The following is a 24,210-nucleotide window of genomic DNA, read 5'->3' as shown; positions in this document are numbered from 1 at the left end:
CCATGTTGGCCAACATGGCCGGCGGGCAGGCCCGGCCGTCAGGCGGGGCGGACGGTGCCGATCAGGTGCTCGGTGCCCGACTTCACGTTGCGGACGGCGAGGTCCCAGCCGCCGCCGGCCTGCTCGGTGGAGAGCGTGACAGTGCTCGGCAGGAACAGCGGCTTGCGGAAGGCGACGTCCACGGCAACGGCGTCCGGCAGCCGGCCGGACAGCGCGGCCAGCGCCCGGGCCTTGACCCACATGCCGTGCGCGATCGCCCGCTTGAAACCGAACGCCTTCGCGGTGAGCCCGGACAGGTGGATCGGGTTCACGTCGCCGGAGACCTTGGCGTAGCGGCGGCCGGCGTCGTCCGGCACCCGCCACTGCGCGGCCGGCCGGTCCAGCGCGCCGACCTCGACGTCGACGTCCGACGCCGGCGCGCCCTCCGGTGCCGAGGCGCCGCGGGCCAGGTAGGTCGACCGGCTCCGCCACACCTCGGCGCCACCGGCGGAGACCGAGGCGCACAGGTCGACGGTGGCGCCGCGGGCATGCGGTGCGAACCGCTCGGCCCAGACCTCCAGGTCCAGCTGCTCACCGACGCCGATCGGGCGGTCGGCCTCGATCAGGTTGCGCACGTGCACCAGCCCGGGCAGCGCCAGGGGGAAGGCCCGGTCGGTCATCAGCGCGACCTGCAGCGGGAAGGCCAGCACGTGCGGGAAGGTCAGCGGCAGCGCGTCGCCGAGCGGGAAGCGGCAGACCTGCGCGTAGTCGGCCAGGGCGGCCGGGTCGACGGCCACGCCGGTGCGGGCCAGCCGGGTGTCGGGCAGCTCGCCACCCCGGCCGCGCGCGGTGAGCGCGGCCCGGGCGAACAGCGCGGGGAGGGCGGGCGCGGCGTCGAGCACGGTGCGGGCCATCTCAGGCACCCAGCACCGACTGGCCGCAGACCCGCACGACCTGGCCGTTGACCCCGGCGCTGTCCGGCTGGGCGAGGAAGGCGATCGTCTCGGCGACGTCGACCGGCAGCCCGCCCTGCTGCAGCGAGTTCAGCCGGGACCCGACCTCGCGGGTGCCCAGCGGCATCTTCGCCGTCATCTCGGTGACGATGAAGCCCGGCGCGACGGCGTTGATCGTGGCCCCGCGCTCGGCGAACGCCGGCGCCCAGGCGCGCACCATGCCGATGATCCCAGCCTTGGACGCCGCGTAGTTGGTCTGCCCGCGGTTGCCGGCGATCCCCGACTGCGAGCTCACGCTGATCACCCGGGCGCCGGGCTTCAACGCGCCCTCGGTGTCCAGCAGCGCCTGGGTGATGTCCAGCTGCGCCTGGAGGTTCACCGCCAGCACCGAGTTCCAGCGGGCGGCGTCCATGTTGACCAGCAGCTTGTCCCGGGTGATGCCGGCGTTGTGCACCACGACGTCCACCCCGCCGTGCCGGGCGATCAGCTGCTGCGCCAGCCGGGTGCCGGCGTCGGTGCCGGTGATGTCCAGCGCCACCGCCGTCCCGCCGATCTCGTTGGCCACCTGGGCCAACTGCTCCCCCGCGGCCGGGACGTCGACGGCGACCACGTGCGCGCCGTCCCGGGACAGCACCCGCGCGATCGCGGCGCCGATGCCGCGGGCGGCACCGGTGACCACGGCGACCTTGCCGGTCAGCGGCCGGTCGCGGTCCTGCCCGGCCGGCACGTCGGCGGCGGTCACGGTGAGCACCTGGCCGTCGACGTAGGCCGCGCGGCCGGAGAGGAAGAAGCGCACCGGGCCGGCCAGCGACGCCTCGGCACCGAGCGGCACCTGCACCAGGTTCGCCGTCGACCCGCCGCGCAGCTCCTTGGCCAGCGAACGGACCAGTCCGTCCAGCGCCTGCCGGGCCGCGGCCTGGGCCGGGGAGGCGGCGTCGGCCGGCGGGTCGGCGAGCACGAGCACCCGACCGCTGGGGGCCAGCCGCTTCACCGCGGGCGCCAGGAAGTCGTGCGCGGCGGCCAGGTCGGCCGGCCCGGTCAGCCCGGTGGCGTCGAGCAGGACGGCGGCCAGCCGGTCGCCGTCCGTGCCGCCGTCGACGGTGACCGGCGAGACGACGGTGACGCCGTCGTCCTTGAGCAGCCGGGTCAGCTCGTCGCGCAGCCGGCCCTCCCCCGCCGAGCCGACCACCGCGGGCCCGGGCAGCAGCGGCTGGCCGGGCTCGTGGCGGCGCAGCACCGCCGGACGGGGCAGGCCGAGCTGCTTGGTGATGGTCGTGCCGACGCCGGAGTTGGCGAAGTCGCGGTACCAGTCGCTCACGTGGATTCCTTCCGAATGGAGAGGGCAATTCGGTCGTGCGGCCCCGAACTGGAGCGGGTTGACCCAGATGAGGCGGAGTTGAGCCGGGTGCGCGCGCGGCTCAACCCCGCCGTCCCCGGGTCGACCCGGAGACGGCGGGCCAGGCGGGCAGCCGCCGGGGGCCTCAGGACTCGAGGATGGCGACGACGCCCTGGCCGCCGGCGGCGCAGATGGAGATCAGGCCGCGCTTGCCCGGGCCGGCCTCGTGCAGCAGCTTGGCCAGCGTCGCCACGATCCGGCCGCCGGTGGCGGCGAACGGGTGGCCGGCGGCCAGCGACGAGCCGTTGACGTTCAGCTTCGACCGGTCGATGGAGCCCAGCGGGGCGTCCAGGCCGAGCTTCTCCTTGCAGAACGCCGGGCTCTCCCACGCCTTCAGGGTGGCCAGCACCGTGGAGGCGAACGCCTCGTGCACCTCGTAGAAGTCGAAGTCCTGCAGGCTCAGCCCGTTGCGCGCCAGCAGCACCGGGACGGCGTAGGCCGGGGCCATCAGCAGGCCCTCGCCGCCGTGCACGTAGTCGACGGCGGCGGTCTGGGCGTCGACCAGGTGGGCGAGCACCGGCAGGTCGTGCTCGGCGGCCCACTCGTCGCTGGCCAGCAGCACGGCCGACGCCCCGTCGGTGAGCGGCGTGGAGTTGCCCGCCGTCATGGTGGCGCCCTCGCCCTGCCCGAACACCGGCTTGAGCTTCGCCAGCTTCTCCCCCGAGGTGTCCGGCCGCAGGTTCGCGTCCCGGGAGAGGCCGAGGAACGGCGTCACCAGGTCGTCGAAGAACCCGCGGTCGTAGGCCGCGGCCAGCGCCTGGTGCGAGCGCACGGTCAGCTCGTCCTGCTCCTGACGGCCGATCTCCCACTCCGCCGCGGTGATCGCGGCGTGATCACCCATCGCCAGCCCGGTGCGCGGCTCGGCGTTGCGCGGGATCTCCGGGGCCAGCTGGCCCGGGCGCAGACCGGCGAGGGCCTTGAGCCGCTGCTGCACGGTCTTCGCCCGGTTGACCTCCATCAGCACCCGACGCAGGTCCTCGTTCACCGCGACCGGGGCGTCGGAGGTGGTGTCGGTGCCCCCGGCGATGCCGGACTCGATCTGGCCCAGCGCGATCTTGTTGGCGACCAGGACGGCGGCCTCCAGCCCGGTGCCGCAGGCCTGCTGGACGTCGTAGGCGGGGGTGGCCGCCGACAGCCGCGAGCCGAGCACGGCCTCCCGGGTCAGGTTGAAGTCGCGGGCGTGCTTGAGGACGGCGCCGGCGACGACCTCCCCCACCTGCTCCCCCTGCAGCCCGAACCGGGCGACCAGCCCGTCGAGGGTGGCGGTGAGCATGTCCTGGTTGCTGGCGCGGGCGTAGGCGCCGTTGGACCGGGCGAACGGGATGCGGTTGCCGCCGACGATCGCGGCCTTCCGGGTCTGTGCAGCCATCTGATCCTCCGAGCGAGGTCGGTTCCCCACCGAAATGGCCATTTCGGTGGGGGTCGAGGCGCGGCCTCTAATCGGTACCGAGAGTATCAGGTACCGTCGGTTGCGTGAACACGGAGACGGCCTCCCCGCCGCGCGACCGGCGGGACTCGCGCTGGGACGAGCACCGCCGCGCCCGCCGGGAGCAGCTGGTCACCGCCACCCTCGCCGCGGTCGGGAAGCACGGCGCCGGCGTCGGCATGGACGAGATCGCCGCCGAGGCCGGCACCAGCAAGACCGTCGTCTACCGGCACTTCGCCGACCGCAGCGAGCTGCACGTCGCCGTCTGCGCGCGGGTCGCCGAGCAGCTGACCCGCAAGCTGCGCGAGGCGATCGGCAGCAGCGACCACCCACGGCAGATGGTGACCGCCGCCGTGGAGACCTACCTGGTCTTCATCGAGGCCGACCCGGAGGTCTACCGGTTCGTCGTCGGGCACGCCCTCGTCGACCGCCCGGTCGGCCTGGTCACCGACGAGAAGGACCCGATCAGCAACCTCTCCGACCTGGTCGGCGACGAGGTCGGCGCCCTGGTCGGCGCCGCGCTCACCCGCGCCGGGCAGGACACCGCCGCGGCCGCGCCATGGGGCCACGGCGTCATCGGCCTGGTCCGGGCCGCCGCCGACTGGTGGCTGCGCGCCGACCGGCCCATGCCGCGCGCCCAGCTCGCGGCGCACCTCACCGACCTGGCCTGGACGGGGTTGCGCGGCGTCGTGACCCCCGGCCCCTCAACCCAGACCCCCGCGAGTCCGATGGAGGAAGCGTGACCAGCACCCCGACCCCCCTCACCACGGTCGACCCGGCCCGGCTCACCGAGGTCCTCGACGGCCGCTGGGCGCACGTGCGCCGCGACGCCCGCGAGCAGCTCGGCACCGCCCGCTACGCCACCGTGCACGGCGAGACGATGGCCGAGGCGCGCGAGCGGGTCACCCGGCTGACCGCCGAGCTGGCCGCCACCGGCAGCGTCGCCCTCGGCTACCCGGCGGCCTACGGCGGGTCCGACGACAGCGGCGGCTCGGTGGTCTCCATCGAGATGCTCGCCCAGGCAGACCTCTCGCTGATGGTCAAGGCCGGGGTGCAGTGGGGCCTGTTCGGCGGGGCAGTGCAAGCACTGGGCACCCAGCGCCACCACGACGAGTTCCTGCCCTCGATCATCAGCTTCGACCTGCCCGGCTGCTTCGCGATGACCGAGACCGGTCACGGTTCCGACGTCCAGCAGCTGCGCACCACCGCCACCTACGACCCGGCGACGCAGACCTTCGACCTGCACACCCCGCACCAGGCCGCCCGCAAGGACTACATCGGCAACGCCGCCAAGGACGGCCGGATGGCGGTCGTCTTCGCCCAGCTGGTCACCGGTGGGCAGCGGCACGGGGTGCACGCCTGGCTGGTGCCGATCCGCGACGAGGCCGGCGCCCCGATGCCCGGGGTGACGATCGGCGACGACGGCCCCAAGGCCGGGCTGCTCGGTGTGGACAACGGCCGGCTGAGCTTCGACCACGTGCGCGTCCCGCGGGAGATGCTGCTGGACCGGTACGGCCAGGTGGCCGCCGACGGCACCTATACGTCGTCCATCGAGAACGAGACCCGGCGCTTCTTCACCATGCTCGGCACGCTGGTGCGCGGGCGGGTCAGCGTCGGCGGCTCGGCCTCCTCGGCGACCAAGGTGGCCCTGGAGATCGCCGTCCGCTACGGCGACGTGCGCCGCCAGTTCGCCGCGCCCGGCGAGGAGCGCGAGGTGGTCGTCAACGACTACCTGGTGCACCAGCGCAAGCTGCTGCCCGCCCTGGCGCGCAGCTACGCCTTCTCCTTCGCCCAGGAGGAGCTGCTCGGCACGATGCACGACGTGCTGGGCGCCGATGCCGTCGACGAGGCGGCGCAGCGCGAGCTGGAGTCCCGGGCCGCCGGGCTCAAGGCGCTGCAGACCTGGCACGCCACCCAGACCATCCAGCTCTGCCGCGAGGCCTGCGGCGGCGCCGGCTACCTGCAGGAGAACCGGCTGCCCGGGCTGAAGGCCGACACCGACGTCTTCACCACGTTCGAGGGCGACAACACGGTGCTGATGCAGCTGGTCGCCAAGGGGCTGCTCACCGGCTACCGGGACGCCTTCGGGTCGCTGGACGGCTGGGGCAAGGCGGCCTTCGTCGCCGAGCAGGTCCGGGAGACCGTCCTGGAGCGCACCGCCGCGCGGGCGCTGATCCAGCGGCTGGTCGACGCCGTCCCCGGCCGGGAGGACGACGTCCCGTTCACCGACCGCGGCTGGCAGCTGAAGATGCTCGAGGACCGGGAGGCACACGTCCTGGCGGGCGTGATCAAGCGGCTGCGCCGGAACGCCGCCACCCACCGGGACGGTCGGCAGTTCGACGTCTTCAACGACGTGCAGGACCACGCGCTCAAGGCCGCCGAGGCGCACATGGAGCGCGTCGTGCTGGAGGCGTTCGTCGCCGGCATCGAGCGGACGGCGGACCCGGCGGCGCGGGCGCTGCTGTCCCGGGTCTGCGACCTGTTCGCCCTGGTCACCATCGAGGCGGACAAGGGCTGGTACCTGGAGCACTCCCGGATCAGCCCGACGCGGGCCAAGGCGCTCACCGGCGCGGTGAACGAGCTGCTGGCCGAGCTGCGCCCGCACATGCGCACCCTGGTCGACGCCTTCGCGATCCCCGAGGCCTGGCTGAACTGCGCTGTCCTGACCGAGGAGCCGGGCCGCCAGGAGACGATGGCCGCCCACGACGCCGCGCTGCGCACGCAGGGCACCGAGCCGCAGGCCGACGCCACCGCCACCGACCTGGAGGTGGTCCCCGCCCAGTGACCCCCGGCGGCCATGTTCGCCAACATGGCCGCCCGTCCCGGCCATGTTGGCCCCCATGGCCGCCGGGGAGGACGACGGGCCGGGCGGGGACGGCGGACGGCGGCGGGCCGGGGCCGGATGATGTGCGGTCGTGGAGATCGTGGCCGCTGCGGCGGAGACGCTGCGGGTGCCGGCCGTGGTCGACCTGGCGGCGGTGGTGGTCGGCGCGCTGACCGGTGGGCTGCTCGCCGCGCGGGAGGGCTTCGCCGTCTCGGGGGTGCTGCTGCTGGCGGTCAGCACCGGGCTGGGCGGTGGGCTGATCCGCGACGTCCTGCTCGCCGGTCCCCCACCGGTCGCGCTGACCAACCCGGCCTACCTGCCGACCGTGGCGATCACCGCGATGGTGACCTTCTTCTTCTCCGGCTGGCTGTCCCGGCTGACCGGCCTGCTGGTCGGCCTGGACGCGCTGACGCTCGGCTTCTTCACCGTGATCGGGGCGCAGAAGGCCGAGCTGGCCGGGCTGCCCAGCGCATCGGTGGTCTTCATCGGCACCCTCACCGGGGTCGGCGGGGCGGTGATCCGCGACGTGCTGCTCGCCCAGCGGGCCGACATCGTGCAGCCCGGCCCCTACAACGCCGTCGCTGCCCTGCTCGGCGCGACCGCGCTGACCGTGCTCGCCGGCCCGCTCGGCCTGCCCCCGCTGCCGGTCGCCGCGCTGGTCATCGCGCTGGTCGCGGCGCTGCGGATCGTCTCGGTGTGGCGCGGCTGGGAGGCCCCGGTCGCGGTCGACCTGCCGCAGCGGGCCCGCAGCCGGCTGGTGCGGCGCACCCCGCGCCGTCCGCGCCGTCGCCGCGGCTGACCCAGGCCGACCGCCGGACCTGGGTCAGGCCCGCCCGGCCCCCGCGCCGGGGACCACCGGCGGTGAGGGGCTGATCCCCGGGGGCACCCGCTGCGGGCCGGCCTCCGGCGGGCGCGGCCGGTCCTGCCGGTGCACCCGGACGGCGAGCAGCGCCACGTCGTCCTCGGTGTCGGGGAGGTACATCCGCTCCAGCAGCCGGTCGCACAGCTGCTGCAGCGGCAGGTCGGTCAGCCCGCCCAGCACCCGGCACAGCTCGGCGATCCCGGCGTCCAGGTCGCGGTCGCGGCGCTCCACCAGCCCGTCGGTGTAGAGCAGCAGCGTGCCGCCGCGCTCGATCACCGCGACCCGGTCGTGCCGGGGCCGGCGGGGCTCGACCCCCAGCAGCAGGTCCGGGTGGTCCCCGTCGAGCAGCGTGACCGTGCCGTCGGCGTCGAGCAGCAGCGGGGGCGGGTGCCCGGCGGTCGACCAGCGCACCCGGGTGTCGGCGACGGCGAGCTCCGGGTCGTCCTGCTCCAGGCGGGCGATCAGCGCGGTGGCCATGGTGTCCAGGTCCAGGCCGAAGCTGGCCCGGTCCAGGCCGGTGAGCACCTCGGCGGGGGTGCCACCGGTGTGGTGGCCGATGCCGCGCAGCAGCCCGCGCAGCTGGCCCATCGCCGCCGCGGCGCGGCTGTCGTGGCCGACCACGTCCCCGATGACCAGCATCGTCGCCCCGTCGGGCTGCACGAACGCGTCGTACCAGTCGCCGCCGACCTCGGCGCCGGCCGCGGCGGGCACGTACCGGACGGCGATCTCGCAGTGGTCCGGCGCCGGTGGGGCGGTGAGCATGCTGCGCTGCAGGGTCTCGGCCAGCTGGCGCTGCTGACCGAACAGCCGCGCCTGCTGCAACGCCACCCCGGCCCGGCGGCCCAGCTCCAGGGCGGTGCCCAGCTCCGCGTCGGTGTGCCGGCCACGCTCGGCCCCGACGTAGAGGCCCAGCGCGCCGAGGGTGATGCCCCGGGCGACCAGCGGGACGACGATCCCCGAGGTGGGCGCCAGCCGCGCCAGCAGCTCCTGGGCCGCCGGGTCGGGCAGCGCCCGCTGCACGTAGCCGGCGTCCAGGTCGGTGACCACCATCGGCCGGCCGCTGCGGATCACCCCGCGGGCCGCGGCCTCCTCGGTCATCCCGGCCACCATCGCGCGCACGTACTCGGCGAGCTCCGCGGAGCGGGCCGGGTCACCGTGGGCGGAGGCGACGTCCCGCATCCGGCCGTGCTCGTCGGCGACCACCACCCAGCACCAGTCCCCGAGCCCGGGCACCACCAGCTCGGCCAGCCGGGCCAGCTGCTCGGTGATGTCCAGCGTCCCGGACAGCACCCGGCCCGCCTCGGCGAGCAGCTCCAGCCGCGCGTTGGCCGCCGCCATCTGCGCGACGGCGGCGTCCCGCTGGGCGTCGGCCTGCAGCCGGGAGACGGTCAGCCCGATCTGCGCGGTCAGCGCCTCCAGCAGCGACACGTCCTCCTCGTCCAGCGTGCGGTCCTCGGCCCAGACGGCGACGAAGCTGCCGAGCACCCGGCCCTCCACCCGCAGCGGCAGCGCCGCCAGCGCCCGCACCCCCACCAGCTCGGACACCCCGGACATCGCCGGGAAGCGGGCCACCGCCTCCTCCCGGTCGGACAGCAGCACCCGCTCGCCGTGCCGGGCCACGTACTGGGTGGGCAGCGCGTCGTCCATCGGCAGCTCGACCCCGCTGACCGGCAGGACGACGTCGGTGCCGGACTCGACCGCGTCGACCAGCCGCCGGGTCATGTGCAGCCGCAGCTCGCCTCCGAGGGGGTCGAAGACCGCCAGGGCGGTGGCGTCGACGCCGAGCACCGCCGCGCAGCCCCGCAGCGCCACCTCGGCCAGCTCGGTCATCCGGTCGGCGTTGGCGAGCTCGGCGGCCACCTCGGCGATCGCCGCGGCCCGCTGGACCGCGACCATCCGGCGCTGGGCCTCCTCGCGGGCGCCGGTGACGTCGACCGTCGTCCCCAGCACGCGCACCGGCTGGCCGTGCTGGTCCCGCACCACCCGGCCCCGGGAGACCGTCCAGCGCACCGCGCCGTCGGCCCGCAGCGCACGCACCTCCACGACGAACTCGCCGGCCTCCCCGCCCAGCGCAGCCGCCATCGCCGTCCGGGCCGGCTCACGGTCGTCGGGGTGGATGCTGGCCGCCAGTTCCTCGGCACCGGTGAGCACCCGCGGCCCGGTCAGGCCGAAGATGGCCGCGTTGCGCTCGTCCCAGTGCACCGAGCCGGTGCGCAGGTCGTGCTCCCAGATGCCGACCGCCCCGGCCTCCAGGGCCACCTCGAGCCGGGCGGTCGAGGCACCGACGGCGGACTGGGCCGCCGCCAGCTCCAGCTCGGCGACGACCGAGGCCGCCAGCTGGGCCACCAGCTGGGCGTCGTCGTCGGACCAGGTGCGCGGCCGGTCGTCGTAGACGGCGAGCACGCCGACCACGTGACCGGACGCCGCGGTCAGCGGGGCCCCGAGGTAGGCCTGCACCTGCCCGGAGGCGACCGCCGGCAGCTGGGAGACCCGGTCGTCGTCGGCGGCGACCGGGACGACGAGCGGCACGCCCAGCCGCACGGTGATCGCCGACAGTGGCCCGGTGAGCAGCGCCGGTCCGCCGACCGCGCCCTCGGGCAGGCCGTGCCCGCCGATCACGACGTCCCGGTCGGTGAAGAGGGTGACCTTCGCGTGCCCGGCGCCCACCAGCCGCGCCGCCAGGCCGGAGAGCCGGTCGAACGGCGCCCCTGCGGAGGCCTCGTCCAGCAGCCGGCGTGCGGCGGCGATGCGCTGCGGGTCGGTCAGCGGGTCGGGCTGCGGGTCACCGCCGGTCGCCGTGCTGCCGTGCACGCTGGTCGACCTCCCCCGGTCCCCCGCGCCGACCACCCGGCCGGCCGCCCACCACGCGGCGGGCGGCACCATGCTGGCACGCCGCCGCGGTGCCCCGCGGGACCGCTGGCCGAGCGGTGCTCCCCCCGCCGGATGGGGCCTCTCAAGGACCGGCGGTGGACGACCGATCTGGTGGAGGTGACGTCGACCCTCTCGGACCGCTGGGACTGCCGGCCATTGCTGTCCGGCGCCGATGACCTGACGATCGTCTTCCAGCCGATCGTCGACCTGGCCTCGGCCTCGGTGGCCGGCTACGAGGCGCTCGCCCGGTTCCCGGGGACGGCCGCACCGGACGTGTGGTTCGCCGCCGCCCACGAGGCCGGCCTGGGCGCCGAGCTGGAGGGCCTGGCCCTGCGCAAGGCCCTCGCCTCGCTGCCCGATCTGCCGCCCAACACCTTCCTCACCGTCAACGTCAGCCCGCACCTGCTCGGCTCGGCCCCGGTGGCCGCCGCCCTCGCCGAGCCGGCGACGCTGCGCCGGGTCGTGGTCGAGCTGACCGAGCACATGCCCACCCCCGACCTGGCCGGGCTCCGCGCGCAGACCGCCGCGCTGCGCGGCCGCGGCGCGCTGATCGCCATCGACGACGCCGGCACCGGCTACGCCGGGCTGCAGCAGCTCGCCGAGATCCGCCCGCAGCTGGTCAAGCTCGACCGCGCCCTGGTCAGCGGCGCCGACACCGACCCGGTGAAGACGGCGCTGGCCGAGATGGTCGGCGCGTTCACCAGCCGGATCGACGCCTGGCTGCTGGCCGAGGGGATCGAGACCGCGGGCGAGCTCGCGGCCTTCGCCCGGCTCGGCGTCCCGCTGGCCCAGGGCTGGCTGCTCGGCCGCCCGGCACCACACTTCGCGCCGCTGTCCCCCGAGGCCGCCCAGCTGGTGCGCACCCAGGTGGCCCGCGCCCAGCTGGCGGAGTCGGTGGCCAGCCTGCTGCGCCCGCTGCGGCAGCACGGCCCCGGGGACGCCGACGGCGCCCCGCCGCCCTACGTCGTCCTGGACGACGCCGAGGTGCCGGTGGAGCTGGTGCTCGCCGACCCGCGCACCGGCGCCGCCTACCGGGCCCCGGTGTCGCTGCGGGTGCCGCCGTCGGCCGGGGTGGCCGAGACGCTGCAGCGCGCGCTCACCCGCCCGCCGGTGCACCGCTTCGACCCGGTGCTGTGCACCGACCGCACCGGCACCGTCGTCGGCCTGCTGCGGGTCGAGGACCTCGCCTCGGCCGCGGCCGCCGGCCGCTGACCCCGGGCCGCCCCGCCCCGGCCCCACCCCCACCTCCCGAGCACTGGAGCCGCCATGAAGACCTTCGCCTGCGGGGACGTCGTCCCCGGCTGCACCCGGACGTTCACCGGACCCGACGAGGACGCCGTCCTCAGCCAGGTGGCCGCCCACGCGGCCGCCGACCACGGGCTGGGCAGCGTGCCGCCCGAGCTCGTCGCCCAGGTCCGCGCGCACATCGTCGCGGCCTGAGGAGGGACCCCGCTGCTGCCCACGACACGTGCGCGGGGCCCTGCAGCGGGGCCGATGGCGCTCGGTGGGCTGCCTGCGGCAGCCCACCGAGCCTCAGGCGCTGGCGTCGGTGAGGCGCTGGCGCTGCTCGTCGGTGAGCACCAGGTCGAGCATCGGCAGCAGGTCGGCCAGCTGCTCCACCGAGCGGCCACTGGCGATCGGCGCGGTGACGGCTGGCTGGTCGGCCAGCCAGCGCAGCGCCACGGCCGCCCCGGTCACGCTGTGCGCCTCGGCGACCTCGGCCAGCGCGGACAGCACCCGGTCGCCCTTCTCCCCCACGTACTTCGCCGCGCCCTTGGCCCGCGGCGAGTCGATGGTCTCGCCGGCCCGGTACTTGCCGGTCAGGAAGCCGCGCGCCAGCCCGAAGTAGGGCATCGAGCCCAGCCCGCGCTCGGTCACCACGGCGGCGAGCTCGGCCTCGTAGACCTCGCGCTCCATCAGGTTGTAGTGCGGCTGCAGCGCCACGTACCCGGTCACGCCGAGCTGCTGCGCGGTGTCCAGCGCCTCGGTCAGCCGCTTCGCCGAGTAGTTCGACGCCGCCGCGTACCGGACCTTGCCGGCCTGCACCAGCTCGTCGAAGGCGGTGAGCGTCTCCTCCAGCGGCGTCGTCTCGTCGTCGTAGTGCGCGTAGTAGAGGTCGATGGTGTCGACCTGCAGGTTGCGCAGCGACCGCTCGGCGGCCGCCCGGATCTCCGGGGCCGACAGCGGGTGCTCCTTCTCCCCCGGCGAGGCCTTGGTGGCCACGACCATCCGGTCGCGGACGCCGCGCTCGGCCATCCAGTTGCCGAGGATCGTCTCGGAGACCCCGTTGCCGTACATCTCGGCGGTGTCGACGAACGGGGACTGGGTGCTGGGGACGGCGTCGAGGAAGCGGTCGAGCAGGGCGAAGGACGTCGGCTCGTCGGCCGTCCACCCGAACACGTTGCCGCCCAGGCAGAGGTCGCTGACGGTCAGATCGGTCCCGGGGAGCTGTGGCATGGGCTCCACGCTAAGCGGGCTCCCGGGACGTCGCGCGGCGGGCGCCGGGGTGCCAGCAGGGTCCTGATCCGTGACGCTTGTGACCAACGAGCAGGAAAACCCCGGAAATCCGGGGGTCCGGCTCGCCAACACCCAGGTCGGCATGGCAACGTGCCCGCCGTTGCTGGTCGACGACGGGGTCGGCCAGATGCGCCCACCGGGCCCCCGCCGCGCTGTTCGTCCGCGGCGAGTCGGCACGGTGGAGGCCCCGGAGGTCCGCCAGGACGACCGGGGGCGCGACCGGCCCAGCCGGACGCGACACCAGACTGCGCCCGCCCCGCACCGGGGCAGGCTGCTGATCACACTGTGAGAGGAACACCATGAACAAGGCTGAACTCGTCTCCGCCATCGCCAAGCGCGCCGACGTCCCCTCGTCGACCGTCGACTCGGTGCTCAACGGTCTCCAGGAGGAGCTCGTCGAGGCCATCACCCGCGGCGAGAAGGTGGCCGTCCCCGGCCTGCTGACCGTCGAGCGCTCGCAGCGTTCGGCCCGCACCGGGCGCAACCCGCAGACCGGTGAGTCGATCGAGATCGCCGCTGCGCACACCGCCAAGGTGACCGCCGGCTCCAACCTGAAGAAGGCTGCTGCCGCCGTCCCGGTCCAGTGACGCAGGGCCCTCTCGCAGGGCCGCACTGAGCACCACCTCCGACGCCCCCGTCGCGCTCCTGGCACCCCGTGCCAGGATGCGCGGCGGGGGCGTCGTTCATCGTCGAACGAGCCGGCGAGGAGGACCCGTGACCGCGGTGCAGACAGACCTCTCGATCACCACCGACCCGGCCGAGGTCGGTCTGGACGCCGCCCGGCTGCAGCGGCTGGACCGCAGGCTGGCCCGCTACGTCGACGAGGGGCAGCTGCCCGGCTTCCTGGTCACCGTCGCCCGGCACGGCCGGCTGGTGCACGTGGGCACGGGCGGGCAGCGCGACGTCGAGGCCGGCCGGCCGGTCACTGCAGACACCCGCTGGCGGATCTACTCGATGACCAAGCCGGTCACCTCGGTGGCGGCAATGTCGCTGTACGAGGAGGGGGCCTTCGAGCTCACCGACCCGATCAGCCGGTGGCTGCCGGAGTTCGCCGAGACCCGGGTCTGGACCGCCGGGCCTGCGCAGCAGCCCGTCACCGCCCCGCTGATGGAGCCGATCCGGGTGTGGCACCTGCTCACCCACACCTCCGGGCTGACCTACGGCTTCCACCACGCGCACCCGGTCGACGGCGCCTACCGGCTGCGCGGGCACGAGTGGGGTACCCCGCCCGGCGCCGACTCCGCCGAGGTGGTGGGCCAGTTCGCCGAGCTGCCGCTGCTGTTCCAGCCCGGCAGCGAGTGGAACTACGGGGTGTCCACCGACGTCCTGGGCCGGCTGGTCGAGGTGATCGCCGGCAAGCCGCTGGACGAGGTGTTCGCCGAGCGGGTGTTCGGGCCCCTGGGCATGACCGAGACGTCGTTCGGCCTGCGCCCCGGGGACGACGTCGACTCCCTGGCCCAGCTCTACGGCCCCGGCGTGACCCTGCTGCCCGCCCCGTTCGCGCAGGCCGCGCACCGCAAGCCGACGTTCCTCGCCGGTGGGGCCGGGCTGGTCTCCACCGCCGGTGACTACCTGCGGTTCGTGGAGATGCTGCGGGCCGGCGGGGTCACGCCGTCCGGGGAGCGGGTGCTGGGCCCGCGGACGCTGGCGCACATGGTGCGCAACCACCTGCCCGGCGGCCTGGACCTGGAGTCCGCCGGCCGCCCGCTGTACGCGGAGACCCCGCTGCGCGGCGTCGGGTTCGGGCTCGGGTTCTCCATGGTGCTGGACCCGGTGCGCTACGGCGGGGTGGCCAGCGTGGGCACCTACGGCTGGGGCGGGGCGGCGTCCACGGAGTTCTACGTCGACCCGGTCGAGGACCTGACGGTCACCTTCTACACCCAGCTGCTGCCCTCCAGCACCCTGCCGGTGCGCAACCACCTCCGCCCCCTGGTCCAGCAGGCCCTCGTGTGAAGACCGGCCATGTTGGCGAACATGGCCGGTCTTGGAGGATGTCGGCATGGAGCCGAGCCACGTCCTGCTGCCCGACGAGCGCACCCTGCACGGCCACTGGGACCCCTCGCTCCCCCCGGCGCTGACCGTCGAGCCGGGGACGACGGTGCGCATCGGCACCCTGGACTCCGGCTGGTGGACCGGCGCGCACACCGGCGAGCACGGGCTGGACATGGTCGGCCGCCCCCGCCACCCGGTGCACGACGATGCCTACGGCCACGCGCTCACCGGTCCGGTCGCGGTCGCCGGCGCGCAGCCCGGTCAGGTGCTCAGCGTGCGGATCGACGACGTCGTCCCCGCGGCGTTCGGGACGACGTACGTCGGCCTGCGCTCGACCCCGCTCAACGAGCGGCTCGGGGTGACCGCCGAGCCCGTGGTGCACAGCTGGTCGCTGGACCCGGTCGCCGGCATCGGCCGCAACCAGGCCGGGCAGTCGGTGGCGCTGCGGCCGTTCCTCGGCGTCATGGGGGTGCCGCCGGCCGAGCCGGGTGCGCACTCGACCATCCCGCCGTACTGGCACGGCGGGAACATCGACTGCCGCGAGCTGGTCGCCGGCGCGACCCTCTACCTGCCGGTGACCGTGCCCGGCGGGCTGCTCTCGGTGGGCGACGGGCACGCCGCGCAGGGCGACGGCGAGGTCGGCGGCACGGCGATCGAGTGCCCGATGGACGCCATCGACCTGACCCTGGACGTGCTGCCGGACCTCTTCGGTGCCCCCGTCACCACGCCGGTCGCCCGGACCCCCGCCGGCTGGGTGACCATGGGTGTGGCCGACGACCTGGACGAGGCGATGGCGATCGCGCTGGACGCGATGCTCGACGTGATGGCCGCACTGCACGGCATCGGCCGCTCCGACGCGCTCGCGCTGGCCAGCGTGGTCGTCGACCTGCGGGTCACCCAGGTCGTCAACCAGGTGGTCGGCGTGCACGCCGTCCTCCCCTGGGGCGCCGTCCGCTAGACCCCTGAGCGGCCATGTTGGCCAACATGGCCGGAGGTCGCCCGGCCATGTTGGCCAACATGGCCGGGGCAGGGGCAAGGGCTAGCAGCCGGTGGTGCCGTCGATGCGCTCGCGGAGCAGGTCGGCGTGGCCGTTGTGCCGGGCGTACTCCTCGATCATGTGCAGGAGCACCCAGCGCAGCGACACCCGCTCGCCGTGCCGCAGCCCGGCGCTGACGTCGTCCAGCGAGGCGTGCCCGGCGGCGGTCGCGCGGCTGGCTCCGACCTCGGCGGTGAAGGCCGCCAGCTCCGCCGGGACGGCGGTGGCCGGGACGTCGCCGTCGGCCCCGACGCCGTCGAAGTCCGCATCCTCCGCCGCGGCCCAGTAGTGCGTCGGGACGTCGCGGCCGGCCACCACGCGGGCGAACCAGTACCGCTCGACGTCGGTCATGTGCCGCAGCAGGCCACGCAGGCTCAGCCCGGACGGCGGCAGCGGCCGTTCACCGAGCTGCTCGGGGGTCAGGCCGGCGCACTTCACCAACAGCGTCGCCCGGTGGAGGTCCAGCCAGGCCGCCAGCGCGGCCCGCTCGCCGTCGGTGAACGGCGGGTCGACCCGGACCGGAGCGACGGTCACCGGCCCCACCGCACCCCTGAGGAGCCGGCGACCCCGGAGCCCGGCCGTTCAGTCACCGGTGACGCCGTCGATGCGCTCGCGGAGCAGGTCGGCGTGGCCGTTGTGCCGGGCGTACTCCTCGATCATGTGCAGGTACACCCAGCGCACCGAGACCTGCTCGCGGCTGCGGCTGGTGCGGCCCCGGCTCAGGTCGTCCAGCGACCCGAACCCGTCGGCGACCTCCCGGCTGCGCTCGCACTCCTGCGCGAACCGGGCGAACTCCCCGGCCACGACGTCCGGCCCGCCCGCGTCCCGGCCCACCCCGTCGAAGTCGCCGTCCGGGTCGTCGGGAGAGCAGTACACGTCCGGGAGGTCCTCGCCGTCGAGCACGTGCCGGAACCAGCCCTGCTCCACCTCGGTCATGTGCCGCACCAGCCCGCGCAGGCTCATCGACGACGGCGGCACGGACCGCTCGCCCAGCTGCTCGGCACTCAGTCCGGCGCACGTGGTCAGCAGGGTGCTCCGCTGGTACTCCAGCCAGGCCCGCACCGCGTCGCGCTCGCCGTCCAGGTACGGCGGGTCGATGCGCACCGGCGCGTTCACGAAGTCGTCCATGACCGCAGATCATGGCGGCTGCCCGGCTCCCGGGGCGCGCGTCGGCGCCCCGGCGTCACAGCAGGGACAGCCCCAGCCGCTCGCTGAGCAGGTGCAGGGCAGCCCGCCCGGCCCGGGAGTTGCCGGCGCGGTCCAGCGGCGGCGACCAGGCGCAGACCCCGAACCGGTTGGGCACGTCGCCCATCACCGCGCCGGCCACCCCGCTCTTGCACGGGAAGCCGACGTCGTAGGCGAACTGCCCGGCCGCGTCGTACGTGCCGCAGGTCAGCATCACCGCGCTGACCCGCCGGGCCAGGGGCTCGGTGAGCACCCGGTCGCCGGTGCGTGGGTCCACCCCGTCGTGGGCCAGGAAGCGGGCGGCGCGGGCGAGCTGCCGGGTGGTCACGGTCAGCGAGCACAGCTGCGCGTAGGCGTCGACCACCTCGTCCACCGGGTGGGTGAAGTTGTCGAACGAGCTCATCAGGTGGCCCATCGCCGTGTTCATGGCGGCGCTGGCGCGCTCCTCCTCCAGCACCTCGGGATCGGGCTCGAGCCGCTCGCCGACCAGGCCGGACAGCAGGTCGGTGACCGCGTCGACCGCCGCGCCGGGTGACCCGGTGGCCTCCACCAGCACGTCGCACACGACGACGGCGCCGGCGTTGATGAAGGGGTTGCGGGGCACCCCGTGCTCGCGCTCGAGCTGCACCAGGGAGTCGAAGGGGTCGCCCGAGGGCTCCCGGCCGACCCGCTGGAAGAGGTCCTCGCCGACCAGGCGGAGCGCGGCGGTCAGCGTGAACACCTTGACCACGCTCTGCACGGGGAAGCCGACGTCCGCGTCCCCGGCCACGTGCTCGGTGCCGTCGAGCTCGCACAGCGCCAGCGCGAACCGCTCGGGCCCGGCCCCGGGCTGGTCGACCTGGTCGTCCTCGGCGAGCGGCCGGGCCTCGGCGGCCACCCGGTCGAGGACCTCGGTCAGGTCGTCGGGCACGTCGGAGGGGGTGGTGGACACCCCTGGACGGTGTCACGGAGCGCGCGACCGGGCTGGTTGAGTGGGCGTGTGCTGCGCATCGGTGCCCTGGACGTCCCCGCCGGCGGGCTGGTCGTGATGGCGATCGTCAACCGCACCCCCGACTCGTTCTACGACCGCGGTTCCACCTACGAACTGGACGCCGCGCTGGCCCGGGTCGACCGGGTGGTCGCCGAGGGCGCGGACATGGTGGACGTCGGTGGGGTCAAGGCCGCCCCGGGCGCGGAGGTGGACCCGGCCGAGGAGATCCGCCGCACCGTGGACCTGGTCGCGGCCATCCGCGCGGCCCACCCGGAGCTGCCCATCTCCATCGACACGTACCGCGCCGAGGTCGGCCGGGCCGCGCTGGCCGCCGGCGCCGACGTGGTCAACGACGCCTGGGGCGGGACCGACCCGCAGCTCGCCCACGTCGCCGCCGAGGCCGGCGCCGGGATCGTCTGCACCCACGCCGGCGGGCTGCCACCCCGCACCCGGCCGCACCGGGTCACCTACGACGATGTGGTCGCCGACGTCGTCCGGCGGACGACGGCGCTGGCCGAGGCCGCGGTGGCCGCCGGTGTGGACCCCGAGCGGGTGCTCATCGACCCCGGGCACGACTTCGGCAAGAACACCCGGCACTCGCTGGAGGCGACCCGGCGGCTGGACGAGCTGGTGGCCACCGGCTGGCCGGTGCTGGTGGCGCTGTCGAACAAGGACTTCGTCGGGGAGACCCTCGACGTCCCGGTCGACGGCCGGCTGACCGGCACCCTGGCGGCGACCGCGGTGAGCGCCTGGCTGGGCGCCCGGGTGTTCCGCGCGCACGACGTGGCGGCGACCCGGCAGACGCTGGACATGGTGGCCGCGATCCGCGGCGACCGGCCACCGGCCCGCACCACCCGCGGCCTGGCCTGAGGAAGCACCCCGTCCTACGCACCCCTCGCACGCCCGGGGCGAGCCACGGGACGGGGCCGGGGTCCGGGCACGACGCTGGGTCGCGCACGGTCGCCGCTAGGTTGCCGGGCATGGCCGCCACCGGGTTCCTCACCGCCGACGAGCTCAACGCGATCCTGCCGGGCACCCTCCCGGGGCTGCTGGGCATCGTCGTCGACACCCACGAGCCGGGCCGGCTGACCTCGCACCTGGACGTGCGGCCCGAGCTGCTCGCGCCCAACGGCTACCTGCACGCCGGCACCGTGGTCACCCTCGCCGACACCAGCTGCGGCCTGCCCACCCGGGCCCTGCTGCCCGAGGGGTCCAGCGGCTTCACCACCATCGAGCTGAAGAGCAACCACCTGGGCACCGCCCGGGAGGGCCGCATCACCGCCGTCGCCACGAACGTGCACGCCGGCCGGACGACGCAGGTCTGGGACGCCGTGGTGACCGCCGAGGCGACCGGGAAGACGCTGGCGCTGTTCCGCTGCACCCAGTCGGTGCTCTGGCCGCGGTGACTCCTCGCCTCCGGCACTGATGACCTCGCCTCCGGCGGTGATGACCCCTGCGGGCTACCGGCGGGTAGCCCGGGTGTGGCGCACGACACTCCGGGTGTGAGACTGACGTCACCGCACCTGAGTCGAGGAGGACCCCGTGCCGCTGGCCAGCCGCTATCCCGATGTCGAGATCCCGGAGCTGTCCGTCCCGCAGTTCGTGCTGGCGGGCGCCGGCGAACGCGCCGACCGCCCCGCCCTGATCGACGGCCTCTCCGGCGAGACGATCACCCATGGTGAGCTCGCCTTCTACGTCGAGCGGGTCGCCGCCGCGCTGCACGCCCGGGGCCTGCGCAAGGGCGACGTCGTCGCCGTCTTCAGCCCGAACACCATCTGGTACCCGGTGGTCTTCCACGGCATCGCCGCGGCCGGCTGCGTGATCAGCCCGGTCAACGCGCTGTACACGCCGGAGGAGATCGCCTTCCAGCTCAAGGACTCCGGCGCCAAGGTGCTGGTCACCGTCTCCCCGTTCCTGGACCGCGCACTGGCGGCCACGGCGAAGTCGCCGGTCGACGAGGTCATCGTGATGGACGGCGCGGAGGGCCACGCCTCGCTGCGCGACCTGATCACCGCCGACGCCCCCGCCGTGCAGGTGGACATCGACCCGGCGAACGACCTGATCACGCTCCCGTACTCCAGCGGCACCACCGGGCTGCCCAAGGGCGTCATGCTCACCCACCGCAACCTGGTGGCCAACGTGACCCAGTCCCGCCCGCTGGCCGGGGTGGACGAGGGCAACGAGCGGATCGTCGCCGTGCTGCCGTTCTTCCACATCTACGGCCTGACCGTGCTGATGAACCAGGGCCTGCAGTGGGGCGGCGCCGTCGTCACCCTGCCCCGCTTCGACCTCGAGCAGTTCCTGCGGGTCATCCAGGACCAGAAGATCACCCGGGCCTTCGTCGCCCCGCCGATCGTGCTGGCGCTGGCCAAGCACCCGCTGGTCGACCAGTTCGACCTCTCCTCGCTGCGCAGCGTCACCTCCGGTGCCGCGCCGCTGGACGAGTCGCTGGCCCAGGCCGCGCAGGACCGGCTCCGCAAGGGCGCCAGCGAGGGGGTCAGCGTCGGGCAGGGCTACGGCATGACCGAGCTGTCCCCGGTCTCGCACACCACTCCCGAGGTCGGCCTGGAGCCGGCCGGCGCCGGACCCACCCCCAAGGGCACGGTCGGCTACGCGCTGCCCAACACCGAGTGCCGGCTCGTCGACCCGGCCACCGGCGAGGACGCCGCCCCCGGCGAGCGCGGCGAGCTGTGGGTCCGCGGGCCGCAGGTGATGAAGGGCTACCTGAACAACGCCCAGGCCACCGCCGAGACGCTGGACGCCGAGGGCTGGCTGCACACCGGTGACGTGGCGATCGTCGACGACGAGGGCCGCTACACCGTCGTCGACCGGGTCAAGGAGCTGATCAAGTACAAGGGCTACCAGGTCGCCCCGGCCGAGCTGGAGGCCGTGCTGCTGAACAACCCGCAGATCGCCGACGCCGCGGTGATCGGTGTGCTGGACAGGGAGAGCGGCGACGAGCTGCCCAAGGCGTTCGTCGTCCGGGCGCCGGGCTCGGAGATCACCGAGGACGACATCAAGGCCTACATGGCCGAGCACGTCGCACCGCACAAGAAGATCCGCCTGGTCGAGTTCATCGACCAGGTGCCCAAGTCGATGGCCGGCAAGATCCTCCGCAAGGACCTCAAGGCCCGCTGACGCGGGACCCTGGACGATCATGGGGGTGACCCACCGGCACCCACATGATCGTCCAGGGGCGGGTCGCGCTGCGTCCTCCTAGGGTCGGGGCCATGCGTGCGGTGACGATCTCCTCCCCCGGCGGCCCTGAGGTGCTCGGGTGGGGTGAGGTGCCCGACCCGGTGTGCGGGCCGGGTGAGGTGCTGGTCGACGTGGCCGCGGCCGCGGTGAACCGGGCCGACCTGCTGCAGCGGCAGGGCCACTACCCGGCCCCGCCCGGCGCCAGCGAGGTGCTCGGCCTGGAGTGCAGCGGCGTGATCAGCGAGGTCGGCGAGGGCATCACGGGCTGGTCGGTCGGCGACGAGGTGTGCGCGCTGCTGTCCGGCGGCGGGTACGCCGAGCGGGTCGCCGTCCCGGCCGGTCAGCTGCTCCCCCGCCCCGCCGGGGTCGAGCTGGCCACCGCGGCGGCGCTGCCGGAGGTGGTCTGCACCGTCTGGTCCAACGTCTTCATGCTGGCCGGGCTGCGCGCCGGTGAGGTGTTCCTGGTCCACGGCGGTGGCAGTGGCATCGGCACCATGGCCGTCCAGCTCGCCGTCCGGGCCGGCGCCCGGGTCGCGGTCACCGCCGGCAGCGCCGCCAAGCTCGACTTCTGCCGCGAGCTGGGGGCGGAGATCCTGGTCGACTACCGGGAGCAGGACTTCGTCGAGGTCGTGAAGGAGGCGACCGGCGGGCACGGGGCGGACGTCGTGCTGGACATCATCGGAGCCAAGTACCTGGCCCGGAACGTCGACGTGCTGGCCACCGGCGGCCGGCTGGTCGGCATCGGCATGCAGGGCGGCACGAAGGCCGAGATCGACCTCGGCAAGCTGATGCGCAAGCGCGCCTCGGTGGCGGCCACCACGCTGCGCTCCCGCCCGGCGACCGGCCCCGGCGGCAAGGCGGAGATCGTCGCCGCCGTCCGGCAGGACGTGTGGCCCGACGTCGAGCGCGGCGTCATCCGCCCCATCGTGGACCGCCGCCTGCCGATGTCCCGCGCCGCCGAGGCGCACACCCTGCTGGAGTCCAGCGGCGCCATCGGCAAGGTCCTCCTCGTCCCCTGAGCACCCGAGCCCCTTGCCCCCGGCCCCGACCCGAGACCCGGCCTGCTCGCAGGGGCCCGCGACGAGCTCGCGAGTCGTGGGGGGCGAGCAGGTCCTTCTTCAGCGCAGGGCGGAGACGTGGTCGATCAGGTGACCGACCTCCTCCGGGGTGTTGTAGTGCATCAGCCCGAGCCGCACCGCGCCGCCGGTCTCGTTGACCCCGATCGCGTCGAACAGCTCGCGGGAGTAGAAGTCGCCGTCCCAGGCGCAGACGCCGCGCCGGGCCAGCTCGCTGACCACCTGACGGGGGCGCATCCGGGAGACGGTGAACGACAGGGTCGGCGTCCGGTGCCGGGGGGAGCCGAGCACCTGCACGTGGGCCATCGACCGCAGCGCGTCGTCGAGCCAGCCGAACAGCCCGGCCTCGTACCGGTCCACCGCGGCCATCGAGGTGGCCAGCCGCTGCCGCCGGGTGCCCCCGGCGTCGGGGCAGAGCGCGGCCAGGTGGTCGACCGAGGCGGCCACCCCGGCGTACAGCTCGAAGGACGGCGCCCCCACCTCGAACCGGTCGGGCACCCGGTCCGGGGCCGGCGCGAGCTTGTCCGGGTGCAGCTCGCCGAGCAGCCCGGGGTGGGCGACGACCGCGCCGACGTGCGGGCCGCACCACTTGTAGGCCGACAGCGCCAGGAAGTCCGCGCCCAGCTCGTCGGCGTCCAGCAGCACGTGGGGCGCGGCGTGCGTGCCGTCGACGTACACCAGCGCCCCGACCCGGTGCGCCCGGACGGCGATCGCCGACACGTCGGGCCGGGTGCCGATGGCGTTGCTGGCGGCGGTGACGGCGACCAGCCGGGTACGGCCGGTGACCAGCTCGTCGTACTGCCAGTCGGGCAGCTCCCCGGTCTCGATGTCCACCTCCGCCCAGCGGACGACCATGCCCACCTCGGCGGCCACCTGCAGCCACGGGCGGATGTTCGCGTCGTGGTCCAGCCGGCTGAGCACGATCTCGTCACCGGCCCGCCAGTGCTTGGCCAGCGCGCGGGCCAGGGTGTAGGTCAGCGTGGTCATGTTCGGCCCGAGGACGACGCCCGAGGGCGTGCCGCCGACCAGGTCGGCCACCGCGGACCGCGCCCCGGACACCAGCGCCTCGGCCCGCGCGGAGGCGGCGAACACCCCACCGCGGTCGGCGATCGGCACCCGCATGGCCTGGGAGACGGCCCGGATGACGCTCTCCGGGACCAGCGCACCGCTGGGGCCGTCGGCGTGCAGCAGCCCGTCGGACAGCCCCGGGAAGAGCCCCCGGACCCGGGCGACGTCCAGCTGGCCCCCGCCCGACGACATGCCGGGAGCCTAGTTCGTCCGACCGTGGCCCGACCGGGCAGCGGGGGCCCGGGCGCTCGGCGGACCCTGCCCCGGGCGAGGCAGGATGGGGCCATGACAGCACCAGGCACCGGTCAGCCGCACCCGCAGCAGGTCCTCGTCGTCGGGCCCGACGGTCAGCCGGTCGGGGCCATGCCGATGCCGCAGAGCGGAGCGACGCCGATGCCGCAGGACGGGATGGACGGCGACGACGACGGCATGGCCGGGGTCGGCGACCTCGTCGAGCAGCCGGCGAAGGTGATGCGGATCGGCACGATGATCAAGCAGCTGCTGGAGGAGGTGCGGGCCGCGCCCCTGGACGACGCCAGCCGCAACCGGCTGCGCGACATCCACGCCTCCTCGATCCGCGAGCTCGAGCAGGGCCTGGCCCCCGAGCTGCGCGAGGAGCTGGCCCGGATCACCCTGCCGTTCACCGAGGGCGAGACCCCTTCCGACGCCGAGCTGCGGATCGCCCAGGCCCAGCTGGTCGGCTGGCTGGAGGGCGTCTTCCACGGCATCCAGACCGCGCTGTTCGCCCAGCAGATGGCCGCCCGGGCCCAGCTGGAGGAGATGCGCCGCAAGGCCCTGCCCGGTGGCTCCCCGGCCGCCGACCAGCGCCCCGGCGGCGGCCAGTACCTCTGAGCCCG

The 24,210-nt window shown here is 74.9% G+C and carries 22 protein-coding genes; 13 read left to right on the top strand and 9 right to left on the bottom strand.

The window, feature by feature from the left end:
- Positions 1 to 38: 38 nt before the first annotated feature.
- The 3 genes from Q1A09_RS11260 to Q1A09_RS11250 form a co-directional block, all read right to left on the bottom strand.
- Positions 39 to 893: a MaoC/PaaZ C-terminal domain-containing protein gene (locus tag Q1A09_RS11260; RefSeq protein WP_299954790.1), complete on the bottom strand. Its 855-nt coding sequence runs from the start codon at positions 891 to 893 to the stop codon at positions 39 to 41.
- Between the two features lies 1 nt (position 894).
- A complete protein-coding gene (locus Q1A09_RS11255; RefSeq protein WP_299954787.1) occupies positions 895 to 2,250 on the bottom strand; it encodes a 3-oxoacyl-ACP reductase in 1,356 nt (451 codons plus the stop codon).
- Between the two features lie 163 nt (positions 2,251 to 2,413).
- Positions 2,414 to 3,697 carry an acetyl-CoA C-acetyltransferase gene (locus Q1A09_RS11250; protein WP_299954785.1) on the bottom strand — a complete coding sequence of 428 codons (1,284 nt, stop codon included), beginning with the start codon at positions 3,695 to 3,697 and terminating at the stop codon, positions 2,414 to 2,416.
- Between the two features lie 104 nt (positions 3,698 to 3,801).
- Between Q1A09_RS11250 and Q1A09_RS11245 the strand changes: the two genes are divergently transcribed.
- The 3 genes from Q1A09_RS11245 (at position 3,802) to Q1A09_RS11235 (ending at position 7,377) form a co-directional block, all read left to right on the top strand.
- Complete coding sequence (locus Q1A09_RS11245; RefSeq protein WP_299954783.1) at positions 3,802 to 4,497, top strand: TetR family transcriptional regulator; 696 nt, start codon at positions 3,802 to 3,804, stop codon at positions 4,495 to 4,497.
- Entirely contained in the window at positions 4,494 to 6,539 is a 2,046-nt protein-coding gene (locus Q1A09_RS11240) for an acyl-CoA dehydrogenase (protein WP_299954781.1), read from the top strand. Before Q1A09_RS11245 ends, Q1A09_RS11240 begins: the two co-directional genes overlap by 4 nt.
- A gap of 130 nt (positions 6,540 to 6,669) precedes the next feature.
- Positions 6,670 to 7,377, top strand: coding sequence for a trimeric intracellular cation channel family protein (locus Q1A09_RS11235; protein ID WP_299954778.1), 708 nt, complete (start codon positions 6,670 to 6,672; stop codon positions 7,375 to 7,377).
- A gap of 24 nt (positions 7,378 to 7,401) precedes the next feature.
- Here the strand turns inward: Q1A09_RS11235 and Q1A09_RS11230 are convergent, their stop codons facing one another.
- Positions 7,402 to 10,323 carry a SpoIIE family protein phosphatase gene (locus Q1A09_RS11230; protein WP_299954775.1) on the bottom strand — a complete coding sequence of 974 codons (2,922 nt, stop codon included), beginning with the start codon at positions 10,321 to 10,323 and terminating at the stop codon, positions 7,402 to 7,404.
- Between the two features lie 105 nt (positions 10,324 to 10,428).
- Between Q1A09_RS11230 and Q1A09_RS11225 the strand changes: the two genes are divergently transcribed.
- Positions 10,429 to 11,523 carry an EAL domain-containing protein gene (locus Q1A09_RS11225; RefSeq protein ID WP_299954772.1) on the top strand — a complete coding sequence of 365 codons (1,095 nt, stop codon included), beginning with the start codon at positions 10,429 to 10,431 and terminating at the stop codon, positions 11,521 to 11,523.
- Between the two features lie 54 nt (positions 11,524 to 11,577).
- On the top strand, positions 11,578 to 11,751 hold the full coding sequence (locus Q1A09_RS11220; RefSeq protein ID WP_299954769.1) for a DUF1059 domain-containing protein: 174 nt from the start codon (positions 11,578 to 11,580) through the stop codon (positions 11,749 to 11,751).
- Positions 11,752 to 11,844: 93 nt separating this feature from the next.
- On the opposite strand, the gene Q1A09_RS11215 is transcribed toward Q1A09_RS11220, so the two are convergent.
- A complete protein-coding gene (locus tag Q1A09_RS11215) occupies positions 11,845 to 12,768 on the bottom strand; it encodes an aldo/keto reductase (protein ID WP_299954766.1) in 924 nt (307 codons plus the stop codon).
- Between the two features lie 359 nt (positions 12,769 to 13,127).
- On the opposite strand from Q1A09_RS11215, the gene Q1A09_RS11210 reads away from it, so the two are divergent.
- The 3 genes from Q1A09_RS11210 to Q1A09_RS11200 all read left to right on the top strand — a co-directional run bounded on the left by Q1A09_RS11210 (position 13,128) and on the right by Q1A09_RS11200 (position 15,778).
- A complete protein-coding gene (locus Q1A09_RS11210) occupies positions 13,128 to 13,415 on the top strand; it encodes an HU family DNA-binding protein (protein ID WP_299954763.1) in 288 nt (95 codons plus the stop codon).
- A gap of 127 nt (positions 13,416 to 13,542) precedes the next feature.
- A complete protein-coding gene (locus Q1A09_RS11205; RefSeq protein WP_299954760.1) occupies positions 13,543 to 14,781 on the top strand; it encodes a serine hydrolase in 1,239 nt (412 codons plus the stop codon).
- A gap of 46 nt (positions 14,782 to 14,827) precedes the next feature.
- Positions 14,828 to 15,778 (top strand): acetamidase/formamidase family protein, encoded by a 951-nt coding sequence (locus Q1A09_RS11200; RefSeq protein ID WP_299954757.1) that lies wholly within the window; start codon positions 14,828 to 14,830, stop codon positions 15,776 to 15,778.
- A gap of 81 nt (positions 15,779 to 15,859) precedes the next feature.
- On the opposite strand, the gene Q1A09_RS11195 is transcribed toward Q1A09_RS11200, so the two are convergent.
- The 3 genes from Q1A09_RS11195 to glsA are packed head-to-tail and all read right to left on the bottom strand — an operon-like array spanning position 15,860 to position 17,972.
- Entirely contained in the window at positions 15,860 to 16,390 is a 531-nt protein-coding gene (locus Q1A09_RS11195; RefSeq protein WP_299954750.1) for a DinB family protein, read from the bottom strand.
- Positions 16,391 to 16,438: 48 nt separating this feature from the next.
- Complete coding sequence (locus tag Q1A09_RS11190; protein ID WP_299954747.1) at positions 16,439 to 16,984, bottom strand: DinB family protein; 546 nt, start codon at positions 16,982 to 16,984, stop codon at positions 16,439 to 16,441.
- A 55-nt stretch (positions 16,985 to 17,039) separates the two neighbouring features.
- The gene (glsA, locus tag Q1A09_RS11185) at positions 17,040 to 17,972 is read right to left on the bottom strand and encodes a glutaminase A (RefSeq protein WP_299954744.1); all 933 of its coding nucleotides are present in this window, start codon (positions 17,970 to 17,972) and stop codon (positions 17,040 to 17,042) included.
- A 48-nt stretch (positions 17,973 to 18,020) separates the two neighbouring features.
- Between glsA and folP the strand changes: the two genes are divergently transcribed.
- The 4 genes from folP to Q1A09_RS11165 all read left to right on the top strand — a co-directional run bounded on the left by folP (position 18,021) and on the right by Q1A09_RS11165 (position 22,228).
- Positions 18,021 to 18,881 (top strand): dihydropteroate synthase, encoded by an 861-nt coding sequence (gene folP / locus Q1A09_RS11180; protein ID WP_299954742.1) that lies wholly within the window; start codon positions 18,021 to 18,023, stop codon positions 18,879 to 18,881.
- Positions 18,882 to 18,991: 110 nt separating this feature from the next.
- Positions 18,992 to 19,417, top strand: a complete 426-nt coding sequence (locus Q1A09_RS11175) for a PaaI family thioesterase (RefSeq protein ID WP_299954740.1) — start codon at positions 18,992 to 18,994, stop codon at positions 19,415 to 19,417.
- 136 nt (positions 19,418 to 19,553) lie between these two features.
- Positions 19,554 to 21,149, top strand: coding sequence for a 4-coumarate--CoA ligase family protein (locus tag Q1A09_RS11170; RefSeq protein WP_299954738.1), 1,596 nt, complete (start codon positions 19,554 to 19,556; stop codon positions 21,147 to 21,149).
- A gap of 92 nt (positions 21,150 to 21,241) precedes the next feature.
- Positions 21,242 to 22,228, top strand: a complete 987-nt coding sequence (locus Q1A09_RS11165) for an NAD(P)H-quinone oxidoreductase (protein ID WP_299954736.1) — start codon at positions 21,242 to 21,244, stop codon at positions 22,226 to 22,228.
- Positions 22,229 to 22,327: 99 nt separating this feature from the next.
- Here the strand turns inward: Q1A09_RS11165 and Q1A09_RS11160 are convergent, their stop codons facing one another.
- A complete protein-coding gene (locus tag Q1A09_RS11160; protein WP_299954734.1) occupies positions 22,328 to 23,545 on the bottom strand; it encodes a cysteine desulfurase-like protein in 1,218 nt (405 codons plus the stop codon).
- Positions 23,546 to 23,638: 93 nt separating this feature from the next.
- Here Q1A09_RS11160 and Q1A09_RS11155 point away from each other — a divergent pair, with 93 nt between their 5' ends.
- On the top strand, positions 23,639 to 24,205 hold the full coding sequence (locus tag Q1A09_RS11155) for a bacterial proteasome activator family protein (protein WP_299954732.1): 567 nt from the start codon (positions 23,639 to 23,641) through the stop codon (positions 24,203 to 24,205).
- Positions 24,206 to 24,210 lie beyond the last annotated feature (5 nt).

The sequence above is a fragment of the uncultured Modestobacter sp. genome (assembly GCF_947486615.1).
Taxonomy (GTDB): Bacteria; Actinomycetota; Actinomycetes; order Mycobacteriales; family Geodermatophilaceae; genus Modestobacter.
This window is presented reverse-complemented; position numbering and strand designations above follow the sequence as displayed.